The 12,615-nt window shown below is 61.9% G+C and carries 13 protein-coding genes; 8 read left to right on the top strand and 5 right to left on the bottom strand.

Going from position 1 to position 12,615, the window contains the following annotated elements; all coding sequences use genetic code 11:
* Window positions 1–16: 16 nt before the first annotated feature.
* Window positions 17–784, top strand: a complete 768-nt coding sequence (locus AC07N4_RS26545) for a DODA-type extradiol aromatic ring-opening family dioxygenase (RefSeq protein ID WP_493066392.1) — start codon at window positions 17–19, stop codon at window positions 782–784.
* Between the two features lie 90 nt (window positions 785–874).
* Here AC07N4_RS26545 and AC07N4_RS26540 read toward each other — a convergent pair whose 3' ends face one another.
* The gene (locus tag AC07N4_RS26540) at window positions 875–2,548 is read right to left on the bottom strand and encodes a DEAD/DEAH box helicase (protein WP_007955707.1); all 1,674 of its coding nucleotides are present in this window, start codon (window positions 2,546–2,548) and stop codon (window positions 875–877) included.
* Window positions 2,549–2,970: 422 nt separating this feature from the next.
* On the opposite strand from AC07N4_RS26540, the gene AC07N4_RS26535 reads away from it, so the two are divergent.
* Window positions 2,971–3,762 (top strand): crotonase/enoyl-CoA hydratase family protein, encoded by a 792-nt coding sequence (locus AC07N4_RS26535; protein WP_096821077.1) that lies wholly within the window; start codon window positions 2,971–2,973, stop codon window positions 3,760–3,762.
* Between the two features lie 3 nt (window positions 3,763–3,765).
* On the opposite strand, the gene AC07N4_RS26530 is transcribed toward AC07N4_RS26535, so the two are convergent.
* The gene (locus AC07N4_RS26530; RefSeq protein WP_096821076.1) at window positions 3,766–4,521 is read right to left on the bottom strand and encodes a spermidine synthase; all 756 of its coding nucleotides are present in this window, start codon (window positions 4,519–4,521) and stop codon (window positions 3,766–3,768) included.
* Between the two features lie 150 nt (window positions 4,522–4,671).
* On the opposite strand from AC07N4_RS26530, the gene AC07N4_RS26525 reads away from it, so the two are divergent.
* Complete coding sequence (locus AC07N4_RS26525) at window positions 4,672–6,018, top strand: class II 3-deoxy-7-phosphoheptulonate synthase (RefSeq protein WP_007955704.1); 1,347 nt, start codon at window positions 4,672–4,674, stop codon at window positions 6,016–6,018.
* Here the strand turns inward: AC07N4_RS26525 and AC07N4_RS26520 are convergent.
* Together AC07N4_RS26520 and AC07N4_RS26515 are read right to left on the bottom strand one after the other, a co-directional pair.
* Entirely contained in the window at window positions 6,015–7,262 is a 1,248-nt protein-coding gene (locus tag AC07N4_RS26520; protein WP_493066391.1) for a winged helix-turn-helix domain-containing protein, read from the bottom strand. The two genes, AC07N4_RS26525 and AC07N4_RS26520, sit on opposite strands and share 4 nt — an antisense overlap.
* Before the next feature lie 64 nt (window positions 7,263–7,326).
* Window positions 7,327–7,542, bottom strand: coding sequence for a DUF1127 domain-containing protein (locus AC07N4_RS26515; RefSeq protein ID WP_085607148.1), 216 nt, complete (start codon window positions 7,540–7,542; stop codon window positions 7,327–7,329).
* 97 nt (window positions 7,543–7,639) lie between these two features.
* Here AC07N4_RS26515 and AC07N4_RS26510 point away from each other — a divergent pair, with 97 nt between their 5' ends.
* Window positions 7,640–8,494: a LysR substrate-binding domain-containing protein gene (locus AC07N4_RS26510; RefSeq protein WP_007955701.1), complete on the top strand. Its 855-nt coding sequence runs from the start codon at window positions 7,640–7,642 to the stop codon at window positions 8,492–8,494.
* Here the strand turns inward: AC07N4_RS26510 and AC07N4_RS26505 are convergent.
* Window positions 8,484–9,233, bottom strand: coding sequence for a sulfite exporter TauE/SafE family protein (locus AC07N4_RS26505; protein ID WP_085744971.1), 750 nt, complete (start codon window positions 9,231–9,233; stop codon window positions 8,484–8,486). The two genes, AC07N4_RS26510 and AC07N4_RS26505, sit on opposite strands and share 11 nt — an antisense overlap.
* A 112-nt stretch (window positions 9,234–9,345) precedes the next feature.
* Between AC07N4_RS26505 and AC07N4_RS26500 the strand changes: the two genes are divergently transcribed.
* The 4 genes from AC07N4_RS26500 (at window position 9,346) to AC07N4_RS26485 (ending at window position 12,599) form a co-directional block, all read left to right on the top strand.
* Entirely contained in the window at window positions 9,346–10,302 is a 957-nt protein-coding gene (locus AC07N4_RS26500; protein WP_096821073.1) for a LysR family transcriptional regulator, read from the top strand.
* 83 nt (window positions 10,303–10,385) lie between these two features.
* Complete coding sequence (locus tag AC07N4_RS26495; protein ID WP_102620446.1) at window positions 10,386–10,850, top strand: MarR family winged helix-turn-helix transcriptional regulator; 465 nt, start codon at window positions 10,386–10,388, stop codon at window positions 10,848–10,850.
* Between the two features lie 282 nt (window positions 10,851–11,132).
* Window positions 11,133–11,552: an organic hydroperoxide resistance protein gene (locus AC07N4_RS26490; protein ID WP_041069547.1), complete on the top strand. Its 420-nt coding sequence runs from the start codon at window positions 11,133–11,135 to the stop codon at window positions 11,550–11,552.
* A gap of 33 nt (window positions 11,553–11,585) precedes the next feature.
* Window positions 11,586–12,599 (top strand): alpha/beta hydrolase, encoded by a 1,014-nt coding sequence (locus AC07N4_RS26485; protein WP_096821071.1) that lies wholly within the window; start codon window positions 11,586–11,588, stop codon window positions 12,597–12,599.
* Window positions 12,600–12,615: the final 16 nt, after the last annotated feature.

Below are 12,615 nucleotides of genomic sequence, written 5' to 3'. Positions count from 1 at the left end.
GCTCAGGAACCCTTCCATGCTTCCCAGCCTGTTTATCTCTCACGGCTCGCCCATGCTCGCGCTGGAACCCGGCGCCAGCGGCCCGGCCCTGGCGCGCCTGGCCGCCGAACTGCCACGCCCGAAAGCCATCGTCATCGTTTCCGCCCACTGGGAAAGCCATGAGCTGCTGGTCAGCAGCCATCCGCAACCGGAAACCTGGCACGATTTCGGCGGCTTCCCCCGTGCATTGTTTGAAGTGCAATACCCCGCACCGGGCAATCCGCAATTGGCGCAAGAGGTCGCCGAACGGCTGACCGCCAACAACCTGCCCGCGCGTCTCGACCCGCAACGACCGTTCGACCATGGCGTGTGGGTGCCGCTGTCGCTGATGTATCCGCAAGCCGACATCCCGGTAGTTCAGGTTTCCCTGCCCAGCCGTGGTGGCCCGGCGTTGCAGACCCGCGTCGGCCAGGCGCTGGCCAGCCTGCGCGGCCAGGGCATTCTGCTGATCGGATCCGGCAGCATCACCCATAACTTGCGTGAACTGGACTGGCATGCCGGCCCGGAAAGCGTCGAGCCGTGGGCCCGGGACTTCCGTGACTGGATAATCGACAAGCTCGCGGCCAATGATGAAGCCGCCCTGCACGATTACCGCCAGCAAGCGCCAAACGCCGTGCGCAGCCATCCGAGCGACGAGCATCTGTTGCCGCTGTACTTCGCTCGCGGCGCCGGCGGTGAGTTCAGCATTGCGCACCAAGGGTTCACCATGGGCGCGCTGGGCATGGACATCTACCGCTTCGGCTGACGAGTTCGTTCCCACCTCAAATCGCAGGCAAAAAAAATCCCCGAACCAGTCGGGGATTTTTTATGTTCGATCAATCAGCCCAAGGGCGGATCAATCTTCGCGGTAGCGACGCAGCTTCAACTGCTTACCGGCAACGCGAGTGTCCTTCAGCTTGGTCAGGAGTTTGTCCAGACCATCTTCCGGCAGCTCGACGAGGCTGAAGCTGTCACGCACCTGGATGCGACCGATGGCTTCACGTGCCAGACCACCTTCGTTGAGGATGGCGCCCAGCAGGTTTTTCGCCGCGATACCGTCACGCGCGCCCAGCGCGGTACGGCAACGGGCACGGCCTTCGCCCAGTGGCATCGGAGCACGACGCTCGCGATCACCACGGTCCGGACGATCACCGGAACGCTCAGGACGGTCGCCACGTGGAGCGCTGTTCGGCACCAGTGGACGTTCCTTCTCGATCGCTGCCAGGTTCAGCGCCTGACCATTGGTGGCCTTGCGCAGCAGAGCAGCAGCCAGGGCACGTGGGGTGCAACCGATGTCGGCGGTCAGGCGATCCAGCAGATCACCGTGAGTCGATTCGGCGTCAGCCACCAGCGGCGACAGGCTGTTGGTCAGTTTCTTGATGCGGGCATCGAGAACGGCCTGGGCGTCCGGCAGACGCACTTCGGCAACTTTCTGACCGGTTACACGCTCGATCACTTGCAGCATGCGGCGCTCACGTGGAGTCACCAGCAGCAGCGCGCGGCCTTCGCGACCGGCACGGCCGGTACGGCCGATACGGTGCACGTAGGATTCCGGATCGTACGGCATGTCCACGTTGAATACGTGGGTGATGCGCGGTACGTCCAGACCACGGGCGGCTACGTCGGTCGCCACAACGATGTCCAGACGGCCATCTTTCAGCGAGTCGATGACGCGCTCACGCTGGTTCTGGGCGATGTCGCCGTTCAACGCTGCGGCTTTGTAGCCTTTAGCGTCAAGGGCGCTGGCCAGATCGAGGGTCGCTTGCTTGGTGCGCACGAACATGATCAGAGCGTCGAAATCTTCCACTTCCAGCAAGCTGAGAACGGCAGAGGTCTTCTGGTCAGCGTGAACCAACAGGTGAGCCTGTTCGATCGCGGTAACGGTCTGGGTCTTGCTCTGGATCTTCACGTGCTTTGGATCGCGCAGGTGACGCTCGGCGATGGCACGGATCGATTGCGGCAGGGTAGCCGAGAACAATACGGTCTGACGGGTTTCCGGCATGGCCTTGAAGATGACTTCGAGGTCGTCCATGAAGCCCAGTTTGAGCATTTCGTCTGCTTCGTCGAGAACCAGGTGGTTCACGGTCTGCAGCACTTTTTCGTCGCGACGCAGGTGGTCGCACAGACGGCCCGGAGTGGCGACAACGATCTGTGCGCCATTACGGATTGCTTTCAATTGTGGGCCCATCGGCGCGCCGCCGTAGACAGCCACAACAGTTACGCCCGGCATTTGCTTGGCGTAGGTTTCGAAAGCGGTTGCAACTTGTAGCGCCAACTCACGAGTTGGGGCCAGGATCAGAGCTTGCGGCTCGCGCTTGGACGGATCAATGCGGTGCAGGATAGGCAGGGCAAAGGCAGCGGTTTTACCGGTACCGGTTTGCGCCTGACCAATCATATCGTGACCGGCGAGGATGATCGGGATCGACTGCTGCTGAATGGCCGAAGGCTCTTCATAGCCGGTAGCGACTACTGCAGCGACAATATTGGGATGAAGTTCAAGAGCGGCGAAGCCGCCGATTTCCTGGGTCATGGGTCTGCCTCTAAGTGCATCCGCAAAGACCCATGCTCCAAAGCTGCACATGCCGTGTTGAGACTCAAGAGTCGCCCTGGCAGCTTTGTCGGCGGGGATTTGCGAAAACGAATGAATGAAAAAGAATCGTCAAGGAAGAGCCCGCAGTGCGGACGTGCAGCCGAAGCTGACTTCGGGGAATTGCGCTACCTAAACGCGGCCCGGTTAAAGGCCGGCGCGCACTATACCGGAATTTGCCAAAAAAGGGAGCTTTTTTTATCGGTGAAATACAGTTGTCACCGCTGTGTAACGGGGTTTTGCGGATAATCGGGCAAAGGTCTATTTTTCAAAGACCCCGGCCCTGCGGGCGATGGCGCTTAAACGATTCACCGACGTGCGGCATCTGGTCGCTGCACCCTTTCTTCCCGTCCGAGGAAACACCCATGAATCAGCCCTGCCCCGGCCGCGTCAGCCGTGCGCGCCACGGTCACGTCCATTTGATTGGCCTGGACCGTGCAGCCAAGCGCAATGCTTTCGATCTGGATTTGCTCAATGACCTGGCCCTGGCCTACGGTGAATTCGAGGCCGACAGCGACGCGCGGGTGGCCGTGGTGTTCGGGCATGGTGAGCATTTCACCGCCGGGCTCGATCTGGTCAACGCCAGTTCCGCCCTCGCCCAGGGCTGGCAGGTGCCGCCCGGCGGTTGCGATCCGTGGGGCGTATTTGTCGGGCCACGGGTCAGCAAACCGGTGATCGTCGCCGCGCAAGGCTATTGCCTGACCATCGGTATCGAGCTGATGCTCGCCGCCGACATCAACCTGTGCGCCAGCAACACCCGATTCGCGCAGATGGAAGTGCAGCGCGGGATCTTTCCGTTCGGCGGTGCGACGTTGCGCTTTCATCAGATAGCCGGCTGGGGCAATGCCATGCGCTGGCTGCTGACCGGCGACGAGTTCGATGCCCATGATGCGTTGCGCCTGGGCCTGGTGCAGGAAGTCATGGCCAGCGAAGACTTGCTGCCACGCGCCATCGAACTGGCCGAACGGATCGCCCGACAGGCGCCACTGGGCGTGCAGGCGACGCTGATGTCGGCACGCCAGGCGCGCTATGAAGGCGAGACTGCAGCGGCGCAGAGCTTGCCGCCGCTGGTGAAGAAATTGCTGGCCAGTGAGGATGCCAAGGAGGGCGTGCGCTCGCTGGTGGAGCGCAGACCGGGGGTCTTCAAAGGCATTTGAGGCTCAGGTCGCCGGGCGAATAGCCTTGATCAACGATTGCAACGAGTACCCCAGCTTCGGCGCGAGCGCTTCAGCCCGGGCGGTGAGCGCCTGCATGTCCAGCACCTGATCGAGATCCGCCGGCACGATCAGAATCACGTTGCCCTCCTTCACCGGCAGTTCCCAGTAATGCCGGTGATAGAGCCCGCGCAACAGCGCCGCCCCCAGAGGCTTGCCGTCATCGGTGGCCCACTGGTTGATCACCAGCCAGCCGCCGGGATTCAGACGTTTCTGACAGTCACCGAGGAAATTCCACGCAAGGTGCGCGGCACCGGGGCCGACATCGGTGTAGAGGTCGACGAAAATCAGATCCGCCGGTTCGGCCGTCGGCAGCAGTTCGATTGCATCGCCAACGCGGATATACAGCCGCGGATCGTCATCGAGACCGAGGTATTCGATGGCCAGACGCGGCACATCCGGGCGCAACTCGATGGCTTCGACATCTTCCAGCGGCAGGAACTTGAGGCAGGCCTGGGTCAGCGTGCCAGCGCCAAGGCCGAGAAACAGTGCACTCTCCGGTTGCTCATGGCACAACGCGCCAATCAGCATCGCCCGGGTGTAGTCGTACTCCAGCCAGCTCGGGTCGGCGGTAAACACGCAGCTTTGCTCGATGGCGTCGCCGAACTCCAGAAAGCGGTAGTCGGCCACCTCCAGCACGCGAATCACGCCGAACTCATCCTGTACCTCGGCGAGCAACAGCTCGACGCGCTCCTCAGTCATTTCGTCTCCTGGTGGTCACCGGGCGCGGTGACGCGATGGCACCGCTGTGGCGCCGTGGCAAAGCGGCGATTGTCGGCGATGCGGCGGGAGCAGGTCACGCACTAATTGCTGCTAACATGGCCGTCCGTGCGTAGAACCATAGAGACCGTGATGAGCCAACCCTGGAGCCCTGACAGCTGGCGCGCCTTGCCGATCCAGCAACAACCCCAATACCCCGACGCCGCGCACCTGCGCCAGGTCGAGCAGACGCTAGCCAGCTATCCGCCGCTGGTGTTTGCCGGTGAAGCGCGGGAGCTGCGTCGTCAGTTTGCCGAAGTCACCCAGGGCCGGGCGTTCCTGCTGCAGGGCGGCGACTGCGCGGAAAGCTTCGCCGAGTTCTCCGCCGCGAAGATTCGTGACACTTTTAAAGTGCTGTTGCAAATGGCGATCGTCATGACCTTCGCCGCCGGTTGCCCGGTGGTGAAAGTCGGGCGCATGGCCGGCCAGTTCGCCAAGCCGCGCTCGGCCAACGACGAGACCATCGACGGCGTGACCCTGCCGGCCTACCGTGGCGACATCGTCAACGGCATCGGCTTCGACTCGGCCAGCCGCGTGCCGGATCCGGAGCGTCTGCTGCAGTCCTATCACCAGTCCACCGCCACCCTCAACCTGTTGCGCGCCTTCGCCCAGGGCGGTTTTGCCGACCTGCATCAGGTGCACAAGTGGAACCTCGATTTCATCGCCAACTCGGCGCTGGCGGAGAAGTACAGCCACCTCGCCGACCGCATCGATGAAACCCTGGCGTTCATGCGCGCCTGCGGCATGGACAGCTCGCCGCAACTGCGCGAGACCAGTTTCTTCACGGCCCACGAAGCGCTGCTGCTGAACTACGAAGAAGCCTTCGTGCGCCGCGACAGCCTGACCAACGATTACTACGATTGCTCGGCGCACATGCTGTGGATCGGCGACCGCACTCGTCAGCTCGACGGCGCCCACGTCGAATTCCTGCGCGGCGTGAACAACCCGATCGGTGTCAAAGTCGGCCCGAGCATGAACCCCGACGACCTGATCCGCTTGATCGATGTGCTCAACCCGGACAACGATCCGGGCCGCCTCAACCTGATCGCGCGGATGGGCGCGAACAAGGTCGGCGATCACCTGCCGGCGCTGATCCGCGCGGTGCAGCGTGAAGGCAAGCAGGTGCTGTGGAGTTCCGACCCGATGCACGGCAACACCATCAAGGCCAGCAGCGGCTACAAGACCCGCGACTTCGCGCAGATCCTTGGCGAGGTGAAGCAGTTCTTCCAGGTTCACGAAGCGGAAGGCAGCTACGCTGGCGGCATCCACATCGAAATGACCGGGCAGAACGTCACCGAATGCATCGGTGGTGCGCGGCCGATCACTGAAGATGGTTTGTCGGATCGCTATCACACCCATTGCGACCCACGGATGAACGCCGATCAGTCGCTGGAACTGGCGTTTCTGATTGCCGAGACGCTGAAACAGGTCAAACGCTAAACCGCGATGACGTTGGCTCGGTCGTTTTCGACTTGAGCCAACGCCACCCGCAACCGCCCGGCACTTTCGCGCTGGCAATTGAGCAGCACCTGCTCCAGCCCCAACCAATCCGCCATCCGCCGCAAATTCCCCGCCAACGCCAGCATCCCCGCCTCATCCAGCCCCGGCTCTTCCTCGTGCACCGCGTGCACCGCCAATCGCCCCGCCGCCCGCTCGGCGCGCAGATCAACCCGCGCAGCAATCCGTTCGTTGTGCAGGAACGGCAGCACGTAATAGCCGTAGACCCGCTTGTCCTGCGGCGTATAAATCTCCAGCCGATAGCGGAAGTCGAATAGCCGCTCGGTGCGACTGCGTTCCCAGATCAACGAATCGAACGGCGACAGCAATGCGCTGGCCTCGACTTTGCGCGGGACTTTCGGTTCGGGCAGGCAGTAGGCAATCTGCCGCCAGCTAGCAACTTCGCAGGTCAGCAGTTGCCCGGCCTCGACCAGCTCCGCCAGGCGCGGTCGGGCATCGGCAGGGTTCAGGCGGAAGTAATCGCGCAGGTCTTTTTCCGTGCCTACGCCCAACGCCTCAGCCGCGTGCAGCAGCAAACCGCGCTGCGCCTCGGCCTCATCGGGCAATGGCTGTTGCAGCACGGACGCCGGAATCACTCGTTCCGGCAGGTCATACAGCCTTTCGAAGCCGCGCCGCCCGGCCACGGTGACTTCGCCGGCGGCAAACAACCATTCCAGCGCATGTTTTTCCGCACTCCAGTCCCACCAGGGCCCGGCCTTTTCCTCGCGGGTCGACAGGCTGCCGGCGCCGAGTGCGCCCTGCTCTTCGACCGACGCCAGCACCCGGCGAATGGTGTCCTGTTGCTCACGGCCGAAACGCGCCAGTTGCTGATAGATATCTTCGCCCCGCTTGGCTCGCTGCATGCGCCAGCCCATCAATGGGTACATCGACAGCGGCAGCAATGACGCTTCATGGCCCCAGTATTCGAACAGCGAACGACGTCGCCCCGAACTCCAGGCAGCCTGGTCGAGCAAGTCAGCAGAATAGGAACCGAGACGGGAAAACAGCGGCAGGTAGTGCGAGCGCACCACGGCGTTGACGGAGTCGATCTGCAACAGGCCGAGACGTTCGATCAGCCGGTTGACGTGCATCGCCTTGACAGCCGGCGGCTGGCGCCCGTGAAACCCTTGGGCAGCCAGTGCCAGACGTCGAGCCTGTTTAAGGGAAAAGGACAATGTCGCGGGCATGTGTACCTCCATGTCTGCTCGCAACCTACCTCACCTGAAAGTGGTTTGTGTAGCGATGGCCTCATCATTTATGCATCGGATCGTCCCAGAACGGCCGAATCGCTTCGTGCTCGACATCGGCACGGCTGACCCCGATGTCCTTCAACGCTTCGTCGCTCAGACTGGCGAGCAGCTCGCGTTCGCGGTGAAGTTCGTACCAGCGGCTAAACTTGTGCAGCAGATCGGAAATCAGATGGACCGGCACTCTTTCATCGCTCACATACAGTTTTTGACCTTTCATCGTGTTGCCCTCCTTTAGGGATGGCTCAAGTCTCGCGCCGGGGCTACGATCAATCCAACGAATGTTTCTGATGGCAAGCATCACGGAGATTCATCAATTGTCGGCGTACCCCAGTATCGATACCGATGTCCTGCGTACCTTTGTCGCAATTGCCGATCAGGGCGGTTTTACCCGCGCCGGCGAAATGGTCAACCGCACTCAGTCGGCGGTGAGCATGCAGATGAAGCGTCTGGAAGAGGACGTGTTGCAGCGCCAGTTGTTCGAGCGCGACGGGCGTCAGGTGCGCCTCACCGCCGAAGGCCAGGTGTTGCTCGGCTACGCGCGGCGCATCCTGAAATTGCACAGCGAAGTCTTCAACACCCTGCGCGAACCACACATGGTCGGCACGGTGCGGATCGGTACGCCGGACGATTACGTAATGCGGTTTCTGCCGGGGATCCTGTCGCGCTTTGCCCAGTTCTATCCACTGATCCAGATCGAAGTGCATTGCGAGTCGACCAAACAGTTGCTGCAGCGCACGGACCTGGATCTGTCGATCGTCACCCGCGAGCCGGGCAACGAGATTGGCCAGTTGCTGCGCAAGGAGCGTTTCGTCTGGGCCGAGGCGCAGAATTTCAGCGCCCACGAGCAGACGCCGTTGCCGCTGGCGATGTTCAACAGTGATTGCTTCTGCCGCCTGTGGGCCTGCAATGCGCTGGACGCCATGGGCCGTGAATACCGGATTGCCTACAACAGCACCAGCCTGTCGGCGTTGATGGCGGTGGTGAGCGCGGGTCTGGCGATCACCGCGCAACTGGAAAGCCTGATCACCCCGGACTTGCGAATTCTCGGTGCCGCCGAAGATCTGCCGCTGTTGCCCGAGGCCAGCATCATGCTGATCCGCAATCTGAACAATCCGTCGCCGATCACCGAATGCCTGGCCGAGCACATCGTCGAAGGTTTCAAACTTTAAAGGCGAGCATCACCGCACACAGCACCAGGAACCCGCAGAACAGCCCACGCAGGAGTTTTTCCGGCATCGCGTGGGCCACCTTCACGCCCCAACTGATGCTGGCCAGACCGCCGATGGCCAGCGGCAGGCCGATCATCCAGTCCACTTCGTGGTGCACCGCGTACGTCACCAGCGTGACACCGGTGCTCGGCAATGCCAGCGCCAGCGACAGGCCTTGAGCGACCACCTGAGTGGTGCCGAACAGGCTGGTCAGCACCGGCGTCGCCACCACTGCCCCACCGACACCGAACAGGCCGCCCATAGTGCCCGACGCCGCGCCGAGCACGCCCAGCCACGGCCATGAATAACGCATCTCGGAAGTCGCCGCCGGACGCGCGCCGAACATGCGCACGAGGTTGTACGCTGACAATGCCACAAGGAACGCGACAAAACCGATGCGCATGGTTTGCGCGTCGATGCCCACGGCCCAGATCGAGCCGATCCATGCAAAGCAGAACCCCATCACTGCCAGCGGCAACGCGTGCCTGAGTTCGATGCGATTGCGCTGGTGATAACGCCACAGCGCCAGCATCACGTTCGGCACCACCATCACCAGCGCCGTGCCTTGGGCGATCTGCTGATCGAGCCCGAACCACACGCCCAACAGCGGAATGGCGATCAAGCCGCCGCCGATTCCGAATATCCCACCCAGGGTGCCGAGGGCGGCGCCAAACAACAGGTACAGCAAAAACTCGATCACAGCAGAATTCCTCATACGTCAGGGGATTCATCCTACGCAGTCGGCGCTGGCACGGAAACGCACAGCAACGCACAATGGCTGTGCCAAATTCGCATAGGCACTGAGCTGATTCATGAATCCCAATCAATTGACCGAACAACTCGGGCTGTTTCTCGATGTGCTGGAGAGTGGCAGTTTTTCCGCCGCCTCGCGCCGGCATCCGCTGACGCCATCAGCCGTCGCCCGGCGTATCGACAGCCTGGAAAGCGCTGTCGGCAGCCAGTTGTTCATCCGCAGCACTCATGCGGTGCGCGCCACACCGGCCGGTCTGGCGTTTGCCGAACGGGCGCGGCGGATCGTTGCCGAGTTGCAACTGGCCCGCGCTGAAGCCGTTTCCCTGAGCAGCGCGCCGGAAGGCTTGATCCGGGTGGATGCGCCGGCAGCGTTCGGGCGTCGGCATCTGGCGCCGGTGATTGCCGATTTTCTGGTGCTGTATCCGGGGCTGGACGTGCAGCTGCATCTAATCGACAGCTTCGTCGACATGGACGGCTCGAACCTGGGCAAGGTCGATCTGGTGTTGCGCGCCGGGCAAATGGCCGATACCCGACTGGTCGCCACACCGCTGGCGAGCATGGTACGCATCGCTTGCGCCAGCCCCGACTATCTCAAGCGTCGGGGTGTGCCGAGCGAGCCGGCACAACTGGGTGAACATGACGGCCTCGATTGGGACGGCCTCGCCCCGCCCTTCGCCTGGCGATTCGAACAGGACGGGCAGATGCAGTTGCACCGCCCGGCGCGGGTCCGCATGAGCGCCAACAACGCCGAGGCTCTGGTGTGCGGTGCACTTGCGGGCCTCGGGATCGCGCATCTGCCGACCTGGCTGGCCAGCGAATACTTGCTGCGCGGCGAACTGCTGCCGCTGTTCTGTGAAAACGGCCTGCCAAAACCGGAGAGCACCGGTATCTATGCGCTGCGACTGGAACAGCAGGCCAGCTCCCGCAGCCGCCTGCTGCTGGAATACCTCAAGACCCGCTTCAGCCCCGTGCCACCGTGGGATCTGGCACTGCAACGGGAACTGGGCCGGCACTGACCGATTCGCCACCGGGCACAATTGTCTGGCGCATTAAAGATTCGAGCGCTAGATTCATCTGCATCACTGTTCAAGGCACCGACATGACCACCACCCGCGACACCACTGACCACTGCGAAGAGCTGCTGCTCGACAATCAGGCCTGCTTCGCCCTGCATTCCACTTCGCTGATGATGACCAAGGTCTACAAACCGCTGCTGCAAGCACTTGGCCTGACCTATCCGCAGTACCTGGCGATGATGGTGCTGTGGGAGAAGGATGGTTTGACCGTCGGAGAAATCAGCACGCGCCTGCTGACCGATCCGGGTTCGCTGACCCCGCTGCTCAAGCGCCTGGAAGGTGAAGGTTTGCTGAGCCGAACTCGAAGCCGCGAGGATGAACGGGTGGTGATCGTCGAATTGACCGCACAGGGCCGCGCCTTGAAAGACAAGGCCCGAACCGTTCCGCAATGCATTCTGGGGGCCAGTGGCTTCACGCTGGAGCGCCTGCAAAACCTGCAAGCCGAGTTGCAGGCCTTGCGCGGTCATTTGCAGGACAGCCTCACTTAAGCCTCCCCCTTTCCCTGTAGGAGCGACCTCGCACCTACAGGGAAATCGCGCCTTTCTCTGCTTTCCCCCTCTCCCGCAAAATTTTTTCTCTCTCGTTTTCCCTTCGTAAAAACCTTTCATATCAAAGAGTTGAGATCTCTTCTCAGCCTGATCCATGTCTCGGCTTCATCATTTTTCAAAAATTTATCTTGCGCGCTAAATATTCGCGAAGTACATTTACTTCGCACCTAGTTAGCGCGCAAACAATTAGCGCAATAAATCACACTCAATGAGGCTCACACCATGCAAACTCTCTACACCGCAATCGCAACCTCCACTGGCGGCCGTGACGGTCGTGCGATCTCCAGCGACAACATCCTCGACGTCAAACTGGCCACCCCGAAAGAACTCGGCGGTGCCGGCGGCGCAGCCACCAACCCTGAGCAACTGTTCGCTGCCGGCTACTCGGCCTGCTTCATCGGCGCGCTGAAATTCGTTGCCAGCCAGACCAAACGCAAAATCCCGGACGACGCCTCGATCACCGCTCACGTCGGCATCGGTCAGATTCCTGGTGGTTTCGGTCTGGACATCGACCTGCACATCAACCTGCCGGGCCTGGAACAGGCTGACGCACAAAGCCTGGTCGACGCCGCCCACCAGGTCTGCCCGTACTCCAACGCCACCCGTGGCAATGTCGATGTGCGCCTGCACGTCACCGTGTAATCACTGACACCCAGGCCCGAACAGGAAATAAACATGAACACTTTCAGCAAAGTCTTGACCGGTACCCTTCTCGCCCTGTCCGTTCACAGCGCATTCGCCGGTGACGTCGAGCACAACACTCAGGCGTTCCTCGATGTGCTGAACGCCGGCACCGGCAAACCGATGGAACAACTGACGCCCAAGGATGCCCGCGCCGTGCTGACGGGCGCTCAGTCGGGGGTCAAACTGACGCTGCCCAAGGCAGACGTCAGCGAGAAGACCATCCAGGTCGATGGCCAACCGTTGAGCCTGACCATCGTCCGGCCGGCCGGGGTCAAGGGCGAGTTGCCGGTGTTCATGTTCTTCCACGGCGGCGGCTGGGTGCTGGGAGATTTCCCGACCCACGAACGTCTTGTGCGGGATCTGGTGGTCGGCTCGGGGGCCGCGGCGGTGTTCGTCAACTACACCCCTTCGCCGGAAGCGCATTACCCGGTGGCGATCAACCAGGCTTACGCGGCAACCAAATGGGTAGCCGAACACGGCAAAGAGATCAACGTCGACGGCAAGCGTCTGGCGGTGGCGGGCAACAGTGTCGGCGGCAACATGGCGGCAGTCGTCGCCTTGATGGCCAAGGACAAAGGCACGCCAGCGATCAAGTTCCAGGTGCTGTTGTGGCCGGTGACCGATGCCAGTTTCGATACCGGCTCGTATAACCAATATGCCGAGGGGCACTTCCTCACCCGCAACATGATGAAGTGGTTCTGGGACAACTACACCACCGACGCCAACCAGCGTAACGAGATCTACGCCTCGCCGCTGCGGGCCACGACCGCGCAATTGAAAGGTCTGCCGCCCGCACTGGTCCAGACTGCGGGGGCCGACGTGTTGCGTGACGAAGGTGAAGCCTACGCCCGCAAACTCGACGAAGCCGGCGTGCCGGTGACCTCGGTGCGCTACAACGGCATGATCCACGACTACGGTTTGCTCAACGTGGTCAGCCAGGTGCCGGCGGTGCGCTCGGCGATGTTGCAGGCCTCGGAAGAACTGAAACAACACCTGAAGCAGTAATTTTCATCAGGCACAA

This window comes from Pseudomonas sp. GW821-FHT09E04 (assembly GCF_059416185.1).
The sequence above is the reverse complement of the archived record's forward strand: the minus strand, read 5'-3'. Positions and strand labels throughout refer to the sequence as shown.

What these genes read in the sequence shown, in the direction of transcription:
- AC07N4_RS26545 (WP_493066392.1), top strand. Translation starts at nt 17, where the DNA reads ATGCTTCCCAGCCTGTTTATCTCTCACGGCTCGCCCATGCTCGCGCTG.
- AC07N4_RS26490 (WP_041069547.1), top strand. Translation starts at nt 11,133, where the DNA reads ATGCAAACTCTCTACACCGCAATCGCAACCTCCACTGGCGGCCGTGAC.
- AC07N4_RS26520 (WP_493066391.1), bottom strand. Translation starts at nt 7,262, where the DNA reads ATGCCCGCGACATTGTCCTTTTCCCTTAAACAGGCTCGACGTCTGGCA.
- AC07N4_RS26485 (WP_096821071.1), top strand. Translation starts at nt 11,586, where the DNA reads ATGAACACTTTCAGCAAAGTCTTGACCGGTACCCTTCTCGCCCTGTCC.
- AC07N4_RS26540 (WP_007955707.1), bottom strand. Translation starts at nt 2,548, where the DNA reads ATGACCCAGGAAATCGGCGGCTTCGCCGCTCTTGAACTTCATCCCAAT.
- AC07N4_RS26530 (WP_096821076.1), bottom strand. Translation starts at nt 4,521, where the DNA reads ATGACTGAGGAGCGCGTCGAGCTGTTGCTCGCCGAGGTACAGGATGAG.
- AC07N4_RS26500 (WP_096821073.1), top strand. Translation starts at nt 9,346, where the DNA reads ATGAATCCCAATCAATTGACCGAACAACTCGGGCTGTTTCTCGATGTG.
- AC07N4_RS26525 (WP_007955704.1), top strand. Translation starts at nt 4,672, where the DNA reads ATGAGCCAACCCTGGAGCCCTGACAGCTGGCGCGCCTTGCCGATCCAG.
- AC07N4_RS26495 (WP_102620446.1), top strand. Translation starts at nt 10,386, where the DNA reads ATGACCACCACCCGCGACACCACTGACCACTGCGAAGAGCTGCTGCTC.
- AC07N4_RS26515 (WP_085607148.1), bottom strand. Translation starts at nt 7,542, where the DNA reads ATGAAAGGTCAAAAACTGTATGTGAGCGATGAAAGAGTGCCGGTCCAT.
- AC07N4_RS26535 (WP_096821077.1), top strand. Translation starts at nt 2,971, where the DNA reads ATGAATCAGCCCTGCCCCGGCCGCGTCAGCCGTGCGCGCCACGGTCAC.